The following is a 21,709-nucleotide window of genomic DNA, read 5'->3' as shown; positions in this document are numbered from 1 at the left end:
GACAGAACCCGACATGCTTTTGGCTCATTAATAGACAGCGCTCAACTCCTTTTTTCGCAAAATGCTAAGTAGATCGATCGTCGCCCACCGAACAAACCATGGATGGGCTTCGATTTCTGAAACTACGTTGCGGGCATCTGCCGCCGAAATGCGCGGGAGTTGGCATTGCGAACGCAGGACGTTAAACCAACTGGCGCGTTTTGGGAGTGGGATATAGGGGCAAGCCAAAATATCGAGAGCGAGATGGGCCGATTGTGAATCAACGCGGGGACCGAGGCCCGCCGCGACAATAGCTTTCGCTCGGTCAAAAAGCTGTCTTATGAGTGCGCGATGTTGCACGCTCCCTCCAGACAGAAATAGGAACGAGACGATTTCAAAATAATCGAATCCGTCTACCGTGGAACACATTGTCTCTATGAGTTCATTCACCAGTGGTTCTGAAGCTGCAATTTCTCGCATAGGAATTAAGATGTTGAGAACTTCAACTGGAACAGCGGTCAAATCCTCATGGCGCGAATTTCGTCGAATTGACTTCGCTAAGTCAAGGGTCCAGCGCACTATGCTTTCTGACAGATGGGCTAGTCTATCAGGAAAATGTTCGCTGTATAGTCGAGTTGCTGTTATCGTTGCGCGTGCAACATTTAGTGATGATCTTACCGTGGGATTGACAGTATAAAAGAAATATATAACCTCTATAAGCATCATTGAAGATGCTACATATTTTTCCTTATCATATTCATAGTTTTCAAGCAGAGCATAGCCATCGGAAAGCTCTGTCATCCTCCTGCTCGCGGCCGATACAATGTAGTCAGAAACCGTATCGTATCCGGTATCATGGATTGTACATATGGCCTTAACTGCGTTCACGAGTGAGCGTAGCAATGCGTCGGCTCGAATAATAATTTTGGGGACGAGGGCCGTGTCGTCGCCGTCTGATCGTTCTTCAAGAAAGCGGTTGAAGAATTTAGTAACCGCTGCATTTGTCTCGGCTATAATTCTAGATTTCTTTGTCGAAAATGGTCTAGAAATGGTAATTGTTTTCGCCTCGTTTAAATGTAGATTGAATTCTTTTAAGCATGTTTGAATGGCTGCGGTTGCGCGGTCTGTTGTATGTTCATCTTGGGAGAATACATAATAATCATCTACATATCGACGAAATTCATAGTCTGTTTTAAATGATAGCCCGCGTGACGAAAGAGATTGGATCGCTCTTCTATCAATCTCAGAGAATATAATCTCGGCGAATATGCGACTGATCTCCGGTCCGACACAAATGCCATTTGTCTCGTTATAATTCATTGACTGCATAAGGCGGTCAAACTCGTTGGCAAATCCAGACGAGTTTGTATTGTCCTTCGCGGTTTGCACGTCAGAAACGGCCCAGTATAACGTGTGAGTGTAGATGCTACCGAAACACTTACTTACATCTAAAGATCGGAAAAATTTATATTTCTTTTCCAAATGTAGATAATCATTAGAGTCGAAAAACTCGTGAGCGCGACTAATCTTATTATAAGCAAAGTAAGATGCGGGATTTGATACCGAATTTTCGATCGTGACAGTGTCGACGCCACTGCGGCGGTGCCTATTCCGACCGCTTGCAGGGCCTTTGACGAAAAAAGTGCTGCCTACTTTCACGGGCGCACGTAGGGAGGCCTCTGACCTGTTGCCATAGTAACATATCAGCGAGTCAAATTTTTGGTAAAACTCAGCCGTGGCTTGCTGGGCAGAGGGATGGATAAGGCTGAGGCCGCGAGCAGACCAGGCGTCTCTTAATACGCTATACCGATACGGTTTGGTATAAGAGCGTTCGGGGGAGAGCAGCGTTTCAACGAACAGAGCGGCCTCAGCTGAGTGCGGAACGCGGTTGGTCAGGTTACTGTAAAAGCCGTCGTTAGAGAATATGATCGGAACTTCTTCTGGTAACGTGTCGGTGACGACTGCCCGAAGATAGTCGGCTCGCCTTACATTGCCCTTAGAAACAACCTTTTTACGCATGCGCCCAGCACCCAATTAAATTTTTTAGTGTATCTTCGTCAAATGTGAAAAAGCGATTAGCCAAAAAACCCGAGCTAAAGCCAAATCCCAGAATTCTAGACCGCTCAATCGTGGTAAGATTTGGCCGTATCCGATTATTCGGATGTTTAGACGTAATAATATTGACAAGAAAACGATCGAGACCTGCCAATTGTGGGGAATTAGTTGGATCAATCAAGCCATAGTTATACTTTATGCCTGAAAATCTCTGCTGCCCTGTGGAGTCGTCAACGAAACCATAATTGCTAGTTAGCAATTTAATCCGATTATGAAGGTCGTTGAAATTACCACCATTGTTGAAATTCAATATAGATAAACATATTCGCCTTTTTATTTTTAATACTTTCGAATCGGAAATATCTACGTGAACCTTTCTGCTAAAGCGCTTATCAGTAGCCCGCACGATATAGTTTATATCTAAATTATATCCGAGAAATTTAATATTATGTTCTACCGTGTCAGGTGTGCCTTTTACATATGGACCAAACGCATATGACTTCGTTTTGGTTCGATTTAGTTGTAATCCTGTAGGAAGGAGGTTCTTTACAAAACTCAGTAGGTCGTCGGCATCCACCTTATCTGACGCGACGATAATGCCATCGTCTACATATCTGCTGTAGAATCTGACGCCCGGGAAATTAGAGATTGCATGATCAAATCCGCGCAGAAGATACTCGGAAAGTGTCGCGCTAAGGCCGATGCCACGAGGTAGTCCACTTATTCCTTGGCTCTGGAGGGCGCTGAAAAAGGACTCAACCAATCGGATGGACTGGCGAGAGAAAGCCGGATCTCGGCGTAGCTTCTCAACGAGTGCGTCAGTATCCACGGTCTCATAGAAAGACTTAATGTCGAATTTGAGAATGGTGAACGGAACGCCCTCGCTGGTTAGAGCTATAAGCGATTTAACGATCGATTTTCTGTCCGATTGTTGGACGCCGGTGATCCGCCGTAGCCCTTCAGAAATATGCCTAATGAGTAATGCTTCGTGCAGAACTGCATGTCGGTAGATGGGTTTGCCGCCGATCGAGTTTCGTCTAAGCGAAATCGTTGTAAATCCAGTTGTTGCCGTACGTAGCGCATCAGAAACAATCTCATCTTTATCGTCTACGCTGATTCCCCAAGAACTATCATGGAAATCGCTCCGACGGAATTGCCGCGAAATCGTCTTTTCATGAATGGTTGTATCTAACAAAGCGTTGCCCCATTACGCTGATCATAAACAATAAATAAATAATTTTAATTTGTGATATAATATTTCGCATTTTTGCGAGATATTGCCATGGTTTAAAGTAATATCTTTTCAGATTTTTGGTATAATTGGACCAAATCATCGTGTGCGACCCTGAACTGGCTGCGTCGCTTCACAACCGGTTTCAAGGTTGAGGCATTCTCAACCTTGACTGCTGGATCATAATAAACCGTTCCTGATGCGAACGCCCGCAGAAACAGGAGAAAATCTGTCTGCTCGCAAAGCAGTACATGCGCGCCATATCGGTACTCGGGCGGCGGAGCGCGAAACATTGAAGGCACGTATACCGCTTGCGCGTGTTTCCGGTTCCAATGCGCCATCATGCCTTTGAACGTCCAAGAAGCAGCCACTTCGTCACCAGCATTGATCAGCGCCATGCCCCCATCAAGGTCGGTCATTTTACCAGCATCGACGTCGTAACCGTTCAAAATCATGCGCAAGCCAGTCAGATGGTTCGCCGTGCGTTGGCAGTCGTACCGCCCGCCGAAATTGAATCTGTCAGGCTTGCCTGCCTGATCCGGATAGCCAAACCGCTTCACAAATTCAGCTACGCCCTCGGTTCGATAAATGCCTCCTGTCGGTTCCGGTGTCATTAGCGTAACCGGTGACTTCGGTTTAAAATTCACAAAATCGACAACGCCATATTGCTTCACTTCCCAGCCCATATAGTCTGGTTCAGCATAGCCATTGGGTGTGATACCGAGTTCCGCTTCCAGCGTGTAGCCCCCTCCGTTCCTGGCGGAATAGTGCGCCTTTTGACCATCGGAGGCCAACTTCTGGGATGTGATCCATTGCAAGTGAAAGATCCGACGAAGCTCGTTCAGCAACAGAGTTTTCGGGCTGTCCACCTGATGGGGAGTAAGCGGAAGCTCTATGAAGACGCCGACCGCTGGCCAGACGCGATTAGTGATCTCTGCTGTGATTGGATTGTCGAGAGCGGTTGCGTAGCCAAGCACTTCGCCTTGCTGTGTCATGCCCAAAAATAAGACACGTCCTTCGTCCCGCACGCGCATAATATCAGAGGGTGCCTCGCGGCATCCTGACAGAAAGCCCGACATGCGAACTTCCGGATATTTCGGGTAGAGGATCAGGCCAGTATTTGGAGCGCGATGGCGTCCGTTTTCGTCGATCCAGTAGAAGTCAACTGCCGCTTTTGCCCGATCACGGACAGCGCCCGCAGTTTCGGCATCGTCAGTATAAATAAGCCCATGGGGAATGATATTGAGCGCCGAGAAATCTCCGCCCAAATAGACCTGATTCTTCGAGTTGTCATTCGGAGCAAGCCTTTTTGCGTAAATGCGAGTTGCGCCGTGCTGGCGCATCAATCCCTGCAACTGCCCGAATGAAGATATCAACTACAAGCCCCTGATCGTAATCGCCCGTTCATCGGACAGTATCCAAGCTATAAGTCTCTGCATAGCTTCAGTAAAGTCCAGTCTGGTTCTGCCTTTTAAGGCGCATTCCCAGACGACTCCGACACGCCAGCCAGCCTCATGTAGTGCCCGGACGGCCTTGTCATCGTTGATGGCATTGCGGCCAATTTTTGCCCGCCAAAAATCTTCTCGGGTCGCCGGCCATTTGAAAAGATGACAGTCATGCTGGTGCCAAAAACAGCCATGTACAAAGATCACAGCCTGCCAGCGCGGCAAAACGAGGTCAGGCTTGCCGGGCAAGTCCTTTGCATGCAGGCGGTAACGGAATCCGGCTGCATGCAAGGCCTTGCGGATCAGAAGCTCGGGCTTGGTATGGCTGCCTTTGATGGCTGCCATATTCCGGCTGCGCGTCGCAATATCGTGGACATCCGCCAAAGGTCAGGCTGCTTTACGCTGCTCGGCTGCTTCCATCAGCGTTTGAATGTGGGGCTGCATTATCCGGGCAACAGCCTCGAAGACCGGCACAGCAACGGAATTGCCAAATTGCTTGTAAGCCTGTGTATCCGATACGGGTATGCGGAAATCATCGCCATAGCCCATCAGGCGCGCGCATTCGCGCGGCGTCAGGCGGCGTGGATTCTTGTTTTTACCCTGACTGACGAGGATTTCTGAGCCATCTTTATAATAACGGGCGGAAAGGGTGCGGGCAACGTCCTTCGGCGTCACGAGGCCGAAACCGAAGCCGTTGCCAGCGGCCTTATGCTTGTCAGCATAACCTTGCAAATACTGCCACAGTTTGTCTGTCAGCGTATATTTACCATTAACAGCAGCCTTCGGACCAAGCGTGTAAGGCGCTTCGACCTCTTCAGACGCATCTTCGGGGTGAAGAATTGTCTTCAGGCGCACACTGCCTTTCGGTGCGAGTTTAAGGTCGTCCCAGCTAAATGGAACATCGTCGCGGAAGCCGACAATCACTATTCGCTCCCGATGCTGCGGAACGAAATGCTGAGCATCGATTACCTTATGCCACACATTATAGCCTAGTTCATCAGTCAGAGTTTTAAGGATCACTTCAAATGTTCGGCCTTTGTCATGACTTGTGAGATTTTTGACATTCTCAAGCAGAAATGCGGAGGGGCGTTTATCCTTGAGAATTCGGGCTACATCGAAGAATAATGTGCCTTGTGTCTCATCCAGAAAACCATGCTTTCGGCCTAGTGAGTTCTTTTTGGAAACGCCTGCGATCGAGAATGGCTGGCAAGGGAAACCCGCCAACAGAACGTCATGATCGGGAATTTCGTCGGTTGGGATAGTCGTGATATCCCCATACGGCGGATGATTGTCGCGGAAGTTCGCGGCATAGGTTTGCTGCGCATACTTGTTCCACTCGGACGTAAAGACGCAATGGCCGCCGATGGCATCAAAGCCCTTGCGGATACCGCCTATCCCTGCAAACAGGTCGATGAAATTGAAACGGCTGACTGATTGTGTTCCACCGTCCGCGGCCATATTCCGCAGGACGGTGAGGGCCGCTTCCCTCGGTTTACCTTCACCGGTTTCCCAGCGTTGAATCTGCCGGGTGCTATAACCGGTCATCAGTGCAAGGTCTTCTACTGACAGACCAGCGGAGATACGAAGTGCAGCAAATTCGTTGAGCATAGACCCTCGGGGACGATTTTTGACACAGTGTCCATATCCGTCCCGGAAGGCAAGCCCTGCGATGAAAAAAGTTCTTAATTTGTTCCTATATCGCGAATTTATGCGGCTCCCCTTATGATGAGGATAATGGAGCCGCAACGTACAGCGTGCCGGATAGCGTTCGATAGACAACCAGATCGGCTTCATCGTCGTTGGTGCTGACCTGAAGCCAGACCGGCCCACTTCCGGGGGCCGGTGTTTGAAAATCGCCTGATCGCAGAAGGACCGCCTCCATTTCTGCGGGTAAGAGACGGAGGCTCATTTCGCCGGACGCAAAAACTTGCTGCATAAAAGGCAGCACATCATGTTCTGCTCTCAGCCTGGCCATAACCAATTCGAGTTCATCGGCATCCTTCTTCATGCGGGACTGATGCCACGCCATATCCATTCATACAATGAAGAGCCGTCAGATCCGGACAATCAACTGTACACAAAGTTTGAGGGTGCCTCTTGCCGGAGGAAAGACCGTGCCCTGCCTTGCTTCGCTCCGTCGCGCCTTCGCGTGCCGATTGTCTCGACTCCTCCAGGCGACGGTCGCTGACGCTGGGCGTCGCGTTGGGGCGCCGAGGGTCCGATGTGTAAAGATTTCTCCATTTTCTTTCTACGTCGTCTGAACGTGTAAAGTTTTAGATGTTGGACGGACCTCAGGCTTGGCGTCTCCTCCTGACGGAGCAGCGCGCTCTGTTCCGCTGCGCTGCATCGAGCCAGCTATGCTGTCTCGGTAGGGTAGACGCGAGACGCCTCTTTCGAGGACGCCCCAGCGCCTCCCCCCGAACCGTGCTTGCACCTTTCAATGCACACGGCTCTCCATTCCGCTGGGCATCCGGCCGCCATGATGGGCAACGTGACACTTTCGGCACAGGACGATTGTCCTGCGCCGTCGTGCCGATTGCACCCAAGGCGTCAGTTGGTCGCGCCGCTTGTCCTTCAAGCGATTGGGATGATGCATCTCGAACGGACCATCGGTATCGCCACATGCCTCGCATTGCTCGGCACTAAGACGCGTGACCAGATCGTTCGGACTCTGCGCAAGGCGAGAGCCTACCGTGATGGTGTCGACGATGGGGTTATCCCACGTCTTCACGATCAGATGCTTCAGTTTCCACACCTTATGAACGCGCGGCTCGCCCCGGACCACGGTCGTAATCCCGTGGTCCGACCCCATCTTCAGATATTCCTCGGCCTGCCGCCTCGTCGAGCGTCGCCGGCATGCCACAGTCGCGAAGAGGCTCCTGAGCATGACCAGTTCCAACTTGTCGAGTGACGCTTTCACGCCATCGGCGATCGCGTAGTAGTTCGCGAAGCCTCGGAACTCCGAGTTGTAGGCTACGATGATCTCCGGCACACTGGATTCCATGAGCTGCGGGCGCACCCGACCATTCCTCATGTCGAGGTTGCCGAGCTTTTGCGCCTGCAGAACGCATAGACCCGATCCCGTGGCACCCACAGCTTGATATTCCCTCGCGTCGGCCGACGAAGAACGCTACGCGTTCCACCGCCGGTCTTTTGCCGCCCCGCCATTGTTCCGGCGGAGCGCAACGTGAAGGCGCATACATGGAAGCCAAGGAACGGCGATCCCTTCGATGCATCGCGAACCCCGGTTTTCTCCGGTGACACCGCCAGATTGAGCCGATCAGCGAGAAAGCGCTGTATATCGGCCATGATCCGGACAGCGTCCGCCTTGCTGCCGATCACGCCAACGAGGAAGTCGTCAGCATAGCGACAATACCGCAGGCGGCGGAAGTTGGGGTCCATGTCATCGACGGAAGAGAGTTTCCGCCGATCCTGTTTGACAGCTTCGATTAGCGCCAATCGGACGCGAACCTCGCCATCGCCCGCACCATCGGCACGGACTGCATCGATCTCCTTGCGGAGAGCGGCGATTTGCTGAGAGCAGGCAACATACGCGGGGTTCGCCCGCCGTCTGTCGCCTTTGTCGAAGCCCCGCCGCATCGACTCCATGAACTCGTCAAGTTCATGGAGATAGATATTGGCGAGCAGGGGCGAGATAACCCCGCCCTGTGGGGTGCCGCTATAAGTCCGTTCGAACTTCCAGTCGTCCATGCACCCGGCTTTAAGCATTGTCCCGATCAGATCGATGAACACTGGATCATCGATCCGCCGGGCCAAGAGGCCGAGCAGGATGTCATGGTCGATGTTGTCGAAGAACCCGCGGACATCCACCTCGATCAGCCATTTTACGCCCGTCCAGGTTTTACGGATCTCTTCGAGAGCCGTGTGACAGGAGTGACCCGCGCGGAACCCATGGCTGTGTTTCGAGAACACAGGTTCATAGATCGCCGCGAGGACCATCCTCGCCGCCTCCTGAACGATGCGATCATCCGCCGTTGGGATACCCAATGGGCGCATCTTACCATTGCCCTTGGGGATATAGACCCGTCGCACTGGACGAGGGCGGTAACGGCCTTCCGCCACGCTTTGAACCAGACGGTCGAGCCTCGCCAGCGTCATGCCGTCGAAGGTCTGTCCGTCCACCCGGCGTCATCGCACCCCGATTCCGGGATACTCTGTCATAGGCCCGCTCATATAAGCAGCGGGACCGCATGAGGCGGTTGAGACCATTGATCCGCTTGCCCGCCCGCGACAGGGCCGGAAGCTTCTCGATCCGTCTCAGGATAGTAGCGGTCTGCATCAGCAGTCCCTTTCCATTGATCCATCGAGTTACAGAACTGCCGTCCTTCGCCCGGACGCAGCGGATTTCGACAAGGATCGCTCCCGCTTATACCGCTACCCCGTCCGCCTCGCGGCGGCTGTCCCGGCCATTACACCGGGCGTTTGACTACTATGACGGCTCCGTCGCCATGCAGGTCCGGCGAGCCGTCCTGTTTAGGCGATCCCGCAGTTGCGCGAGTGAGGTCGCGATGCGGTTAGGTGCCCCGTTCGTTTCCTTAGTCCCCTGACAGGGCCACGCCGAACGGATTGGCAGCGATTCACTGGGACGTGCTCCTCGCTCCGCTCGAGACGATGTGTCAGCCGCGTTCACCGTCACCTACCTAGTGGTCGTTGGAAACTGGGATTCAGACAATCCAGTCTTCACCATGCGCATCTTGCCTGCTGGTCAGCTGTCAGGCTGCGGCGCCCAACTTCGATCCCTACCCCGACATGCTATGGTCCCGTCCCCCTTTCGGGGTCTCAGCCGATTCATCACCGGCCCCGGTAAGTCGGTCAGGCATGAGCTATGCCAATAAGCTCAGTTCATTCGAACACTCCTTTCTTCTTCGCGCCACAACGGCGCACCCCCTTTCGGGCGACGATCGCTGACGCTGGGCGCCGCTTTGCAGCGCGGATAGCCATCGCGCCTTCGGGCGCGCTGACGTTTGATCGGTTTGTGGCCACCAGAATGGCGGGGTGGGCGTCGGCTTTCTCTGGGGCCGTGCCGCCGTGCCGCAAGCCGTTCCGGCTCCTTCTCTGCGTTTCGGTCCTTCGGATGCGGCCCGGCTCATAGCCCGTCCCCTCCGTGCGCCTCCTGCCGCCCACCCCGCCTTTCCGGCGGCCGGTGCTGTGACGGCAGGGAGAAGTGAGTATGCGCAAGGATCATGGGTCGCTCTACGCAGAGGTGACGGATCGTATCATCGCGGAACTGGAGCAGGGGCGCTTGCCCTGGGTGCAGCCGTGGGACAGCGGCAAGGCGGCGATCGGTCTCCCGCGCAATGCGGGAACGGGACGCTGCTATTCGGGGATCAATGTGCTGATTCTGTGGTTGCGTCTTTTCGAGAGGGGATATGGCGCCCAGCGCTGGCTGACCTACAGGCAGGCACAGGCGCTGGGTGGCCATGTGCGGCGCGGCGAAGAGGGTGCGACGGTCTGCTATGCTGATCGCTTTGTGCCGAAGGACGAGGAGGGGAGGGCGCGCGATGAGGCGCGCGAGGCGCGTCAGGTCGCGTTTCTCAAGCGTTTCACGGTTTTCAACGTCGAGCAGTGCGAGGGGCTGCCAGAGGAATTGATTGCCGCGCCCGTCGCGCTGGATGTCGAGGAGATTGTGCCGCTGGCGCATCGCCTCATCAAGGCAAGTGGCGCAGATGTGCGTGTCGGCGGAGAACGCGCGTTCTATGCCCCCGGACCTGACTATGTCCGGGTGCCACCGCAAAGTGCCTATCATGATCGCATAAACTGGTATCGGACCGTTTTCCATGAGCTGGGTCACTGGACAGGGCATCAGAGCCGGTTGGACCGGCTGACCGGCGCAGATTTCGGCAGCGAGGATTATGCAAGGGAAGAGCTTTGCGCGTTATCTGGACAGTCTGCGCCGCTCGCAACTTTGCAGTAAGGTCGGCGATGGACGCCCACGGTAGGCAGTAATCAGGCTGGCCGTAGCGCTGACCCAAGAGCTGGCGGAGGCCAGCCTGATTGCTGCCAGGCCATAGTGCGCAACGGTGTGAAGGTCAGCTTCCGGGTGGGGGGTCCGGGGGGAGGGCTTCGCGCCGGTGTCGATCATTACTGTTTGCGAGCGCCGCGAGGCCAGGGGCCTCGATGCGCATGTGCCGCTGATCCTGCGCGGCGACGCGCTCTATGATCCCGATCTGGATCGCTTCTTTCTCGACCTGCCGTTGTCGGGCGTCCGCTCGCGCCATTCGCTGCGCGCCTATGCCTATGATGTCGTAGTCTGGCTTCGCTTTCTCGATGCCTGCGGCAAGACCGTGTGGGCTGCGACCCGCGACGATGTCGACGCCTATCATCGTGAGCGACGCCGCGACGAGGCCGATCACCGGATAACGGCCGCAAGCTGGAACCGTGCCGTCGCCAGTCTCGATCGCCTTTACCGATGGGGTGAGCAGCACGGGCTGATCACTGACGCGCCGTTCAGCCGCCGCGCCGTGTGGCGACCGGCGCATGGTGGCCGTCGCGGCATGATCGCGGCGCGCAATGACGCTTATGAACGTGTTGCCAGGCGATCGGATGTGCGGTTCGTCACGATGGACGACTACCGCATTTTCCGCGAGGTCGGCCTGCGCGGCCTTACCCCTGACGGCACCGAGCGCCCCGGCGCGCGCGACCGGAACGGGCTGCGCAACGCGCTGTTCGCCGATCTTCTCGTCACCACCGGCCTGCGCCTCGAAGAGGCGTCGGGTCTACTCGCCGCCGAGCTCGCGGCGATCGACCGCGAGGACAGCGATGCACAACAACTTTGGCTGCCTCTCCCGCCACCGCTGACCAAGGGCGACCGGGGACGCAGCGTCCTGCTCCCGCGTCGGCTGCTTCGTCAGATTGCCGCCTACGTCGCCGTCGAGCGCGCCGCGGGCATCGCCAAGTTCGCCGCGCGAGACGGCGCGACCAAGCTCGAACGACCGATCCCTGTCACCCGCGCCGGTCTCGACCGCATGCGCGATATCTGCACCCCGGAGGAACGATGCCGCCTGATCCTCTGCGACGAGGATGGACCGCCCCGCGAGCCGGCGGCGCTGTGGCTGACCGAGGTCGGGCAGCCTGTTCGGCCCAACTCGTGGGAGGTGATCTTCACCCGTGCTGGCAACCGGTGCGCGGAGAACGGCTTCCCGCTGTCGATCAACCCGCACCAGCTTCGCCACACGTTCGCAGTCCATATGCTTGCCTTGCTGATCCAGCAGCGACTGCGCGAAGCGGCATTGCCGGCGGGGCCGATGGAGAGCTACCGGCTGATCCTCGGGGACCCGCTGCAACAGGTGCAACGCCTGCTCGGCCACGCGAGCCTCACCACCACCTATATCTACCTCGACCATATTGCGACCCGCGCCGATACGGTGGATGCGGCGGTCGAGGAGCTGCTTGCGCTGCTGCCGGGACCGCAGGGCGCATGAGCGGTCGTCCCCGCAAGGGCCGGCCCGTCGCCTTCGTGCCGATCACGCCGGAGCCCGTGCAGCCTGATCCCGTGCTCGGCCTCAAGTTCACCATCGAGGCGCGGCATGGCGGGACGGTCCTGATCGATATGGCCGCACTCGATCCTCGTCCGCTCGCCATCGCCTTTGCTGGCGCATTGCGACGGTCGGCCGCGCTCGGAGGACCGATCGGTGCGGCGAGCGTCATCAAGCAGTATGTAAATGCCTACCGCCTGTTCTTCGCCTGGCTTGGCGACGAAGCGCTGAACGTGGCTGGCGTCGGCGACCTGCGCGCAGCCCATATCGATGGGTTCGCCTCCGCGCTCGACCGCCGCGGGATGGGCGCGATCCACCGGCACATAACGGTCGGCAAGATCGTCAACACATTGCGCGCGATCGAGGCAGACCGGCCCGATCGGATCGCGCCTGACCTGCATGAGCGGCTGCGCTACACACTGGCCACGTCGGCGGGCCGCTCGACCCCGCGCGATGCTTATAGCCCCTTCGTTGCCCGCGCGTTGCGCGACGCCGCGAGGACCGACGTCGAAGCGATGTTCCGCCGTCTCGGTGCCGACGACCGCACCGATGAGGGCGACCCGGTCATCGCCAGCGTGCGCGCCGAGGTCGAAGCGATCATCGCGCGGCAGGGCTTTATCGTCGCAGACCAGCCCGCGCTGAAGAGCCTCTATTTCATGCGCATGCGACGCGGATTGCCGATCAGCACGCTCATCGACGATCTGCATGGCCGCCATCACCTGCTTGCGCGCGATCTGCCGGCGCTGCTCGTGCTGCTCACGCTCGATACCGGGCTCGAGCCCGAGTGCCTGAAGGCGCTGACCGTGGATTGTCTCACCAACCCCCATGCCGGCACGGTGGAACTGCGCTATCTCAAGCGCCGCGCCCGCGGCGCCGAGCACAAGAGCATGCGCGTCCGCGACGGCGGTGGTGGCACGCCCGGCGGCCTCATCCGTCGCCTGATCGACGTCACCGCGCCAGCCCGCGAGCATCTGACCGATGATCGTCTTTGGGTTTATCACAACGTTGGCGGCCTGCGGGCGGGTATCGCTCATCCGAAGGAGCGGATCGCTGCCTGGATAGCACAGCATGCTATTGTCGATGACGACGGCAAGCCGCTCCACCTGCTGCTCTCCCGGCTCCGCAAGACCCACAAGGCGCTGTGGTACACGAAGACTGAGGGGCACATGGCCCGCTTCGCAGTCGGTCATTCGCGCGAGGTTGCGGGGCGCCACTATGCCGATCTGCCGTCGCTTCGGTCCCTGCACGAGAAGACCCTCGCTGACGCCTTTCGCGAAGCGGTCGCCACCGCGACGCCGACCGTGCTGCCGCCCACCGCCGAGAAGGCGTTGCGCCAATCGCCCGATCAGGCCGCGCCGCTGATGCCGCCCGATACCGTCGGTCCGTTGCTCGACGGCGAACAGGATGTCTGGCTCGCCGCCTGCGCGGGCTTCCATAGCAGTCCCTTCGCCGATGCCGGATCACCCTGCGCGCAGCCCTTCTGGGGTTGCCTCGATTGTCCCAACGCCGTCATCACCGCGCGCAAGCTCCCCGCGATCCTCGCTTTCCTCGCATTCGTCGAAGAGCAGAGGCTGAGCCTGCCCGCGAACGATTGGGCGGCCAAGTTCGGCCGCGTCCATGCCCGCATCACCGCCCAGGTCCTGCCGGCATTCTCCGATGCCGTCATCGCCGATGCGCGCCGGCAGATGGAAGGCGAACGGCTTTATCTGCCGCCGGAGGCACGCACATGACCATGCCAGCCCATGTCCAGGCGCCCGCCTTCGACGATCGCGCCGTGCTGGCGAGCGCGCCGCTCAAGGCCGGTCACGCCCGCGAAGATCTGTCGCGCGTCGGCGACGCGAGCTGGGATCTCGGTCCCGCCGTATTCCGCGAGAACGCCCGGCGCTGCCACGTCACCGTGCATTTCGACGTGCTCGAACATGCCGATGTCCAGGCGGCGATGCGCGCCTATCTCTACGCCCGCCTCAACGCCGATCTCCCCGGCTATCGGACGAAGTTACCGCCCGCCTGCATCCGCCAGGCATTCAACCGTGCCCGCCGGTTCTTCGCCTTCGCCCGTGAGCGGCTCGGACGGCTCGACGTTTCCCGTATCGATCAGCCATTGGTCGATGCCTATGCCCGTCATCTCCGTGACGATCCTGCCCGACGACCCGTCATCGTCGGTCACCTCCTCGAAGTGGTCTCCGATCTCTATTACTATCGTGACCACCTCGCTGACGGAGGCCTTGTATTCGAGCCCTGGGCCGGACAGGCGCCCGCCCGCGTTGCGGGCTACCGCCATGTCCGGGAGAACCGCACCCCACGGTTCCCGGAAGAGGTCATCGCCGCGCTGCTCGCCTGGTCGTTGCGCTACGTCACCGTCTTCGCTGACGATATTCTCGCCGCCCGCCGCGAGCTTGATCGGCTCGAAGCGCGCCGGGATCGCCTTGTCACCGCCGACGCCGGCCTCTCGGACCCTGATCGCCGGCAACGTCGCCGCACCCGCCTGAAGGCCTATTTCGATCGCCGACGCCGCGAGGGGCGCGGCGCACCGATCTGGGCCACCGCTCATAACGGCAAGCTGCGCGTCGACCCCAACACCGGCAGCGTGACCCCACCGATCAACGCCCATCTCTTACATCTCCATGTCGGGATCGACGTGCAGGCGGAACCGCACGCACATCTCATGCTGACCGGCGGCGAAGCGAGGCTGATCGATGCAGTGGCGGCCGAGCTGGGGGTGGAGGTCGGCGGCATGGACACGCCGATCTCGATCGATCCCGATAGCGGTCGGCCATGGCGCGAGCGCTTCGACGCGAAGACTCTCGCACACGAGGAACGGATGCTCCAGGCCGCCGCTTATATCGTGTGCGCCTATCTGACCGGCATGCGCGACTGCGAGGTGCAGGCGATGCGGCGCGGGTGTGTCTCTATCGCGCGCAGCGAGGACGGCCTGATCGAACGGCATCGCATCCGATCGACCATCTACAAGCGCCGGGCGGCGGTGGGCGAAGTGGCGAGCTGGGTGACGATCGAGCCGGTCGCCGATGCGATCACGGTGCTCGAACGCCTGTCGGCAGGACCGGCGCGCGCCAGCGGCAGCGATACGCTCTGGCCGGTACTGCGCGCGAGCGCCGTCTCCAAGACGCATCTGTCGAGCGAGGTGGTCCGCCAGCTCAACGCCTTCCGCGACCACCTCAACACCGCCTTCGGCAACCCCGATATGCCGGTCATCCCGCGCGGTCCCGACGGCAAGCCGTGGCGCATCACGACACGGCAGTTCCGGCGCACGATCGCGTGGCACATCGCCAACCGCCCGTTCGGCACCATCGCCGGCATGATCCAGTACAAGCACGCCTCGGTCGCCGCTTTCGAGGGCTATGCCGGGACCAGCGCATCGGGGTTTCGCGCCGAGGTCGAAGCGCAGCGCCGGCTCGGTCAGATTGACGATCTGCTGGACTATTTCGACCGCCGTCAGGGCGGCGCATCGCTCGGCGGCCCAGCGGGACCGCGCATCGCGCGGACGCTCGACGATGCCGCCGTCAGACAAGGGCCTTTGCCCGCCATGATCGCCGATCGCGCCCGCCTGCGCGTCATGCTCGCCAGCGTCGCGCGCACCTTCCATGTCGGCCCGCTCGCGGATTGCTTCTTTGATCCCGCGACCGCGCTCTGCCTCAAGCGCGTGACGACCCCTGATCCCGCGCAGCCGCTCACCGCCCTGTGCGAGCCGACCCGCTGTCCCAACGCCTGCATCACCGCCCGCCACAGGCCGGCCGGGAACGCGCGGCGGCCGATGCCAGGGCGCATCTACGCGAACGGCGCATCTCCGATCTTCAGCGTCAGGCTCTCCAGCGCGAGCTTGATCGCCTGACCGCGGTGATTGCCGGGATCGATCCTCCCACGCCGTAGACCACCCCGGCTGTTGGCGGAGTCCTGCGCCGGTCGGCGCGCCCGCGCAACGGCTTCGCCGTCCTTCGCTTCGCTGCGGCCCTGACGGGTGCGCGAGCCCCCTGTGCCCGGCGCGAACGGGCCTCCGCCGCCGGGGATGGTCCCCGGCGCGAGAACGGAGAACAGATCATGTCAGCCTCACCACGTGTCGACGTCTATGCTCGCGTCACGCAAGCGATCGTCGACGCCATCGAAGCCGGCACCGGCACCGGCGCATGCCATGGCATCATTCTGGCGCCGACGTCACCCGCCCGACGAACGTCGCCAGCGGCAAGCCCTATCGCGGCATAAATACGGTCTCGCTCTGGGCAGCCGCCTATGGCAGCGGCTATGCGAGCGGCGTCTGGGGCACCTATCGCCAGTGGCAGACGCTCGGCGCGCAGGTCCGCAAGGGCGAGCAGGCCAGCCTCGGCGTCCTCTGGAAGGAGTTTCGCGCGAAGGATGACGACGCCGGCGACGATGACGACCACCGCCGGCTTTTCGCCAAGGCGTTCAGCCTGTTCAACGCCGATCAGGTCGATGGCTATGCGCCCGAACCGGGGCCGGACCTGCCCGAGAGCGAACGCCTCGCCGCCGCCGAAGCCTTCATCGCCGCCCTCGGCATCGATACCGTCTACGGCTCGGCCAGCGCCTATTATCACATCGCCGAAGACCGCATCCACATGCCGGATTTCAGCGCCTTCCACGATGCCCACGGCTTCTACGCCACCCATATTCACGAGGCGGCTCATGCCAGTGGCGCAGCTCACCGGCTCGACCGGGATTTCAGCGCCAAGTGGACCAGGCACGCGCTCGCCATGGAGGAAGCGACCGCCGAACTGACCGCATCGTTCCTGCTCGCCGATCTTGGGATCGCGCACGAACCGCGACCCGATCACGCGGCCTATATCGCCTCCTGGCTGCAACTGCTCAAGGACGAGCCCCGCGCGATCTTCACCGCGGCGAGCAAGGCGCAGGCAGCGGCCGACTGGATGCACGCCCGTCAGCCATGATCCAGCAGCGACCAAAGCCGAGCGGCCGATCCCTCGCGGGCTCGGCCGCTTCGTCGCGCACGGCGATGCGCGGGCTTCGCCCGCTCACCAGCGGACGCCGCTGGCGCGGCGGCGCTGATTTCTGGGCCTCCCTCGATGCGGGTCTGGTCGGCGCTCCCTGCTAGGCCCGCCACGGCGCGCCGCAAGCCCGGCTTCGCCGCGCTGCTCCATTGCATTTCGCCCCTCCGGGTGCGGCCCCCCGCTTGCGCGGGCCTCTCCGGTCGTTCTCGCCGCCCACCCCCGCCTCGGGGGAGCCATGGGGTTTTTAGGCAGTGCAGGAGGCACCGATGGTTTTCACCTTTCAACCGCCATTTTTCGCTGGACTGTCAGGATATATCGCCGAGATGGCCAGTGCCTTCCTTTGCGCGGAGCTTGGGATCGTGCCGACCGTCCGTCATGCCGACTATATCGGTTCATGGCTGACCGTTTTGCGTGAGGACAGCAAGGCAATTTTTCGTGCTGCCAGCCATGCAAGCAAGGCGGCGGATTTGATATTGGCCTTTTCCAGCGATGAGGGAGGCGAGGATGTCGGCTCCTGATGCTGCCGCAGTCGCCCGGGCGAAAGCAGCGCTGGAGCGCATGCCTGCCCGAACCCGGATGATCTTTTTCGCCAATCGGGTGGAAGGTTTGAGTTACGCCGAAATTGCCCGGCGAGAGGGGCTGTTCCGCTGGCAGGTGCGACGGCACATGCTCCGGGCCATCCGGATTATCGCCCGCGATTTGTGATAAAATGGGTTAAATCGCCTTGCCAGCCTCAAGGGGCTTGGCAAGGTGATGATTTGCCGCGATTCTACGCGGCATTATGAGAAGGCTCGACGATCCCGATGTACGATTGCCCGACGCGAAGCGCCGGGAGCTTGCCCATGTCGTCGCCATCGTCCGCGAGGGCTTTGCGCGCGCCATCCGCCACCGGACTCAGCCGCGCTTTCGTGACGGCCATATCCTCAAGATCGTCCTGTTCGGCAGCTATGCGCGTGGCGATTGGGTCGAAGACCCCGTTGGCCGCTATTTCTCGGACTATGATATCCTCGTGGTGGTCGACCATGAGGACCTTACCGACATTCCGGAATTCTGGGCGAAGACCGAAGAACGGCTGCTGGAGGAACTGACCGAGGGCAAGGCGCTGCGCACACAGGTCAGCCTGATCTATCACAGTCTTGATCAGGTGAACGAGAAGCTGCGGCTCGGTCGCTATTTCTTCATGGACATCCTCAAGGACGGCATCGTCCTGCACGAGGAGCCGAACCATCCCTTTGCAGAGCCGAAGCAGCTATCAGCGGGGGAAGCCCTCCGGGAAACGCGGGATTATTTTGAAGAATGGTTTGAAAGCGCCACCGAGTTTGTAGAAGATTTTCAGTCGAACTTCGGGAAGGGGCGCTTCAAGAAAGCGGCGTTTGAACTCCATCAAGCGACCGAACGCCTTTATCATTGTGTCTTCCTCGTGCGGACCCTCTATTCGCCCAAGACCCACAACCTCAATCGGCTGCGAGCGCTGACGGAGCAGCTTGAGCCCCAGCTCCGGGCTGTCTGGCCAATGGACAGCCGTTTGCACAAACGCGCCTACAACCTGCTGCGTGAGGCCTATATCAAGGCGCGCTACTCCCGCGAATTCAGCATCAGCGATGAGGAGCTGGCATGGCTGGGCGAGAGGGTCGCCCATCTGCAAGGGCTGGTTCGTGAACTGTGCATCGCACGCATCGCCGAGCTGGAGGCACGGCCCGACGCCGCCTGACATCAGCTGTCATGCTGATTATATGTTGCTCTTGTTGGAATCGGCGGGCGCGCTGACGCGCGCCCGCCGCGACGCGAACCTATTCCTCTACCGGGTCTGAGCGATGAGAAGAGCGCCGAGCTTTTCGCAGGTGGCTGCGAGGACATCATCCGCAAGATGGGCGTAGCGCGCGGTCATTTGAACCCTGCTGTGCCCGAGGAGCCGGGAGGTTGTGAACAGCGTTTCCCCTGACATCACCGCATGGCTCGCGAAGCTGTGTCGCAGATCGTGGATGCGCAATTTCAGCGGCAGACCGGCTTCGCGGCGGACAATGAACCAGATCGAGCGCACCCCTTCATAGTGTTGGCGACCGGCGAGTGGGAACACATGGCCAGATGCGCACCCACCGTTTCTGCGGATATTTGCGCGGTGCGACTGCAGGAAGCGTCGGACCGGCGATCCGAGGGGAACGTCTCGCGGTCCGGTTTTGCTGTCGCGCAATCGGAGCCGGTCGGGCAATAAGTCCGCCCATTCGAGATGGATGGCCTCACTGACCCGGCATCCCGTCAGGGTAAGGAAGCGGAGCAGGGCGGATGCCGTGCATCCTGTCCTGATCCGTTTGTCCAGCACGCTGCCCAGCCTCGCCATTTCATCGTCGCTGAGAAAGGTGCCGACGACTTTGCGGCGGTTCATCCTGATTCCCCTCGCGGGATTGCGCCAGCCGTCGGGCATATAGCCCCAGGCTTTCGCCCGCCCGAGCATCTGCGCCAAAATTCCGAGGGCGCGGTTCGCACCGCCCGGCCTTCGCAGGCTGTACCCTTCGAACCACCGGATCACATCCTGACGCGAGATGGCATCGAGCCTCTGATGGCCGAAGGCAGGTAGCAATTCACATCGGATATAGGCGCGGTAGGTGCGCAGGCCTTGCGATTTATAGAAGACCCCGCAGCGCTGTTCATGTTCAATCTGGAATGTCGCGAAGTGCGGAACGGTGAGGGGCGTGGCCGGAGTCAAAGTCTCGCCCGCGAGAACGGCGCGGGCCGTCGCTCTGGCCGCCTTGACGCCTGTTTCCGGGAAGGAACCCAGCGATCGACGGACTGCCTTTCCGTCAATGCGGGCGCGGATCACCCAGCTTCGCGACCCGCAGGGTTGGACGCGCAGGGCGAGGCCCGGCAGGCGCGTGTCGCGCATGGCATATTCCCGGTTTCCGGGTTCCGCGCGGGCGCAGAGGGCGTCGGTCAGGGAGAGGCGCAGGTTAAGCATGTGTGGCCTCCTTCACGGAGAGAATCCGGACCGGATCGGCCTTTCGCTTGCGGACGGGCCGCCCATGCCCGTCGCCCCGAAGGGAGCGTTCAATGCGTCGGGACACCTTCGACGCCGAGCGCGCCAATGCGTCCGTCGCGAGATGCGCGTAGCCAATGGTGCTGTCGATGTCGTTATGCCCGAGAAGCTGACCGATCAGCCGCAGGTCGATGCCGTTCGATACCCCGACCGATGCGAAATGATGCCGCAGATCATGGACGCGGATGTTCCCCAAGCCTCCTTCCTGCCGGATCAATGTCCATGCCCGATCAAGCACTTTCATCGGCCCTTTGCTCCTCGGGGCCGGGAATACGAACTGGCCCTTTGCCGTGCCCTTGCGGATGGCGAGCAACTCGCGGGCAGGGGCGTTCAACCAGATCGTGCGGGGGCCAGCCTTGGAGTCCTCCAGAACGGCGCGGGCACCGACAATCCGGTCCCATTCGAGAGAGAGGATTTCACTACGCCGGGCACCGGTTAGGAACAGGAGGCGCACCGCATCGCAGGCGTCGGGTATCCGGTCTTGCAATCTGTCGAGCGCGGCCCAAAGCCTCCGGACGGCATCGGGAGACATCATTTGGCCGCGCTTGCCGTGCTGTTTCCTGCGCAGGCCACGGCAGGGGTTCGATCCCGGTTCACGCAATCCATGGTCCTCCGCATAGAGCATCAGTCCCGATAAAGTGGACAGCGCCATACGCACGGCGCTGCTCTTCGCGGTGATGTCCAGATGCCAGCGGTTCACCTCTTCCGGGGTCAACGCGCGAACCTCATGTCCCCCGAAATGGGGGAGGATATGCATTTTCGTGACCGCCTTCATGTTGCGGATTGTGCCGGGCTTCCAACGCCCCGCCTCGCCCGAAGCGAGGAAGCGGGTCAAGACTTCCGCAATCGTTGCATCGGGACCAAAGAGGGCATCGTTTGCGACGTCGGATCGGTTCTGCGGCCCGGCGGCCAGCAGGCGGTGGGCGGCCTCAAGGGGCAGGTGCCTTGCATCGCCAAGCGTGGTGCGGACGGTGCGGGCCGCCGTCCGCTCGACGGCGATCCAGGTGCGGGCGCCCGAAGCGCGCAGGCGCAGGGCGAGGCCCTTCGCCCGCGCATCGTAGAGTAGCTTCTCTCCCCGCGCGGGAAGGGCAATGGAAAGAATATCGATGGCTTCAAAGTCGATCTTCGTGCCGCTGGGCATGGCAATTTGGCTCCAAAAATTCCGGCACCTTGCGGGCCGGTGGAAGCGCGTCCGGGGTATGTTCCCCAGGACACGCGGGGAACTTATCGGCGGCATCGATACGTGACGGGCATCGCTCTCAGGGAAGGGCTGTTACCGATCGTCGCCCGGATTTGAATTACCGTTCAGGATCAGCATGTTACCCACCACTTCGAGTTATCATCTGGCGCATTCGCAAGCTCATGCGAAAGGCCGGACGCACGCCTGAAAGGCGTAAATTGTAATGCACCCCACGCACGGGTGCTGCGTGGCGTTTGCCCAGCATTTCTGCGGCTTTGCGGGCGTCATACGGGTATTACCGATGCACCGCAGA

At 59.8% G+C, this 21,709-nt stretch carries 17 protein-coding genes and 2 pseudogenes; 8 read left to right on the top strand and 11 right to left on the bottom strand.

All coding sequences use genetic code 11. From position 1 onward, the window contains the following. Positions 1–27: 27 nt before the first annotated feature. The 8 genes from drt3b to VVT58_RS16040 form a co-directional block, all read right to left on the bottom strand. Positions 28–1,998 (bottom strand): antiviral reverse transcriptase Drt3b, encoded by a 1,971-nt coding sequence (drt3b, locus tag VVT58_RS16075; RefSeq protein ID WP_327754383.1) that lies wholly within the window; start codon positions 1,996–1,998, stop codon positions 28–30. Next, positions 1,991–3,229 carry an antiviral reverse transcriptase Drt3a gene (gene drt3a, locus VVT58_RS16070; protein WP_327754382.1) on the bottom strand — a complete coding sequence of 413 codons (1,239 nt, stop codon included), beginning with the start codon at positions 3,227–3,229 and terminating at the stop codon, positions 1,991–1,993. Before drt3a ends, drt3b begins: the two co-directional genes overlap by 8 nt. A 92-nt stretch (positions 3,230–3,321) precedes the next feature. Continuing rightward, positions 3,322–4,641, bottom strand: coding sequence for an MvaI/BcnI family restriction endonuclease (locus VVT58_RS16065; RefSeq protein ID WP_327754381.1), 1,320 nt, complete (start codon positions 4,639–4,641; stop codon positions 3,322–3,324). Continuing rightward, complete coding sequence (locus VVT58_RS16060) at positions 4,642–5,094, bottom strand: DNA mismatch endonuclease Vsr (RefSeq protein WP_327754380.1); 453 nt, start codon at positions 5,092–5,094, stop codon at positions 4,642–4,644. A gap of 3 nt (positions 5,095–5,097) precedes the next feature. Continuing rightward, a complete protein-coding gene (gene dcm / locus VVT58_RS16055; protein WP_327754379.1) occupies positions 5,098–6,318 on the bottom strand; it encodes a DNA (cytosine-5-)-methyltransferase in 1,221 nt (406 codons plus the stop codon). A 112-nt stretch (positions 6,319–6,430) separates the two neighbouring features. Then, positions 6,431–6,718, bottom strand: a complete 288-nt coding sequence (locus VVT58_RS16050) for a hypothetical protein (RefSeq protein ID WP_327754378.1) — start codon at positions 6,716–6,718, stop codon at positions 6,431–6,433. A 429-nt stretch (positions 6,719–7,147) separates the two neighbouring features. Continuing rightward, positions 7,148–7,702 (bottom strand): group II intron reverse transcriptase/maturase, encoded by a 555-nt coding sequence (locus tag VVT58_RS16045; protein ID WP_352000117.1) that lies wholly within the window; start codon positions 7,700–7,702, stop codon positions 7,148–7,150. 38 nt (positions 7,703–7,740) lie between these two features. After that, a complete protein-coding gene (locus tag VVT58_RS16040; protein ID WP_352000115.1) occupies positions 7,741–8,853 on the bottom strand; it encodes a reverse transcriptase/maturase family protein in 1,113 nt (370 codons plus the stop codon). A 1,048-nt stretch (positions 8,854–9,901) separates the two neighbouring features. Between VVT58_RS16040 and VVT58_RS16035 the strand changes: the two genes are divergently transcribed. From VVT58_RS16035 to VVT58_RS16015, 5 genes and pseudogenes are all read left to right on the top strand, one after another. Continuing rightward, complete coding sequence (locus VVT58_RS16035; RefSeq protein ID WP_327754297.1) at positions 9,902–10,645, top strand: ArdC-like ssDNA-binding domain-containing protein; 744 nt, start codon at positions 9,902–9,904, stop codon at positions 10,643–10,645. Positions 10,646–10,802: 157 nt separating this feature from the next. Next, positions 10,803–12,152, top strand: coding sequence for a site-specific integrase (locus tag VVT58_RS16030; protein WP_352000113.1), 1,350 nt, complete (start codon positions 10,803–10,805; stop codon positions 12,150–12,152). Next, positions 12,149–13,936, top strand: coding sequence for a hypothetical protein (locus VVT58_RS16025; RefSeq protein WP_020818726.1), 1,788 nt, complete (start codon positions 12,149–12,151; stop codon positions 13,934–13,936). Before VVT58_RS16030 ends, VVT58_RS16025 begins: the two co-directional genes overlap by 4 nt. Then, a pseudogene (locus tag VVT58_RS16020) lies at positions 13,933–16,094 on the top strand (integrase). The gene VVT58_RS16025 and the pseudogene VVT58_RS16020 overlap by 4 nt, the downstream one beginning before the upstream one ends. 168 nt (positions 16,095–16,262) lie before the next feature. Beyond that, positions 16,263–17,125 (top strand): annotated as a pseudogene (locus tag VVT58_RS16015) (ArdC family protein). Here the strand turns inward: VVT58_RS16015 and VVT58_RS16010 are convergent. Further along, complete coding sequence (locus VVT58_RS16010; protein ID WP_062118092.1) at positions 17,116–17,340, bottom strand: hypothetical protein; 225 nt, start codon at positions 17,338–17,340, stop codon at positions 17,116–17,118. The pseudogene VVT58_RS16015 and the gene VVT58_RS16010 overlap by 10 nt on opposite strands. Before the next feature lie 168 nt (positions 17,341–17,508). Between VVT58_RS16010 and VVT58_RS16005 the strand changes: the two genes are divergently transcribed. From VVT58_RS16005 to VVT58_RS15995, 3 genes are all read left to right on the top strand, one after another. Further along, positions 17,509–17,703, top strand: coding sequence for a zincin-like metallopeptidase domain-containing protein (locus tag VVT58_RS16005; protein ID WP_327754029.1), 195 nt, complete (start codon positions 17,509–17,511; stop codon positions 17,701–17,703). Beyond that, entirely contained in the window at positions 17,690–17,890 is a 201-nt protein-coding gene (locus VVT58_RS16000; protein ID WP_327754028.1) for a sigma factor-like helix-turn-helix DNA-binding protein, read from the top strand. The genes VVT58_RS16005 and VVT58_RS16000 overlap by 14 nt, the downstream gene beginning before the upstream one ends. Positions 17,891–17,966: 76 nt before the next feature. Further along, positions 17,967–18,896, top strand: a complete 930-nt coding sequence (locus VVT58_RS15995) for a HEPN domain-containing protein (RefSeq protein ID WP_327754027.1) — start codon at positions 17,967–17,969, stop codon at positions 18,894–18,896. 87 nt (positions 18,897–18,983) lie between these two features. Here the strand turns inward: VVT58_RS15995 and VVT58_RS15990 are convergent, their stop codons facing one another. Together VVT58_RS15990 and VVT58_RS15985 are read right to left on the bottom strand one after the other, a co-directional pair. Further along, positions 18,984–20,138: a tyrosine-type recombinase/integrase gene (locus VVT58_RS15990; protein WP_327754026.1), complete on the bottom strand. Its 1,155-nt coding sequence runs from the start codon at positions 20,136–20,138 to the stop codon at positions 18,984–18,986. Beyond that, positions 20,131–21,357, bottom strand: a complete 1,227-nt coding sequence (locus tag VVT58_RS15985) for a tyrosine-type recombinase/integrase (RefSeq protein ID WP_327754025.1) — start codon at positions 21,355–21,357, stop codon at positions 20,131–20,133. The genes VVT58_RS15990 and VVT58_RS15985 overlap by 8 nt, the downstream gene beginning before the upstream one ends. Positions 21,358–21,709: the final 352 nt, after the last annotated feature.

The organism is Sphingobium sp. SJ10-10 (genome assembly GCF_036038995.2).
In the GTDB taxonomy this organism is placed as follows: domain Bacteria; phylum Pseudomonadota; class Alphaproteobacteria; order Sphingomonadales; family Sphingomonadaceae; genus Sphingobium.
Note: the sequence above shows the minus strand (reverse complement) of the source record. Positions and strands in the feature narration are given on the sequence as shown.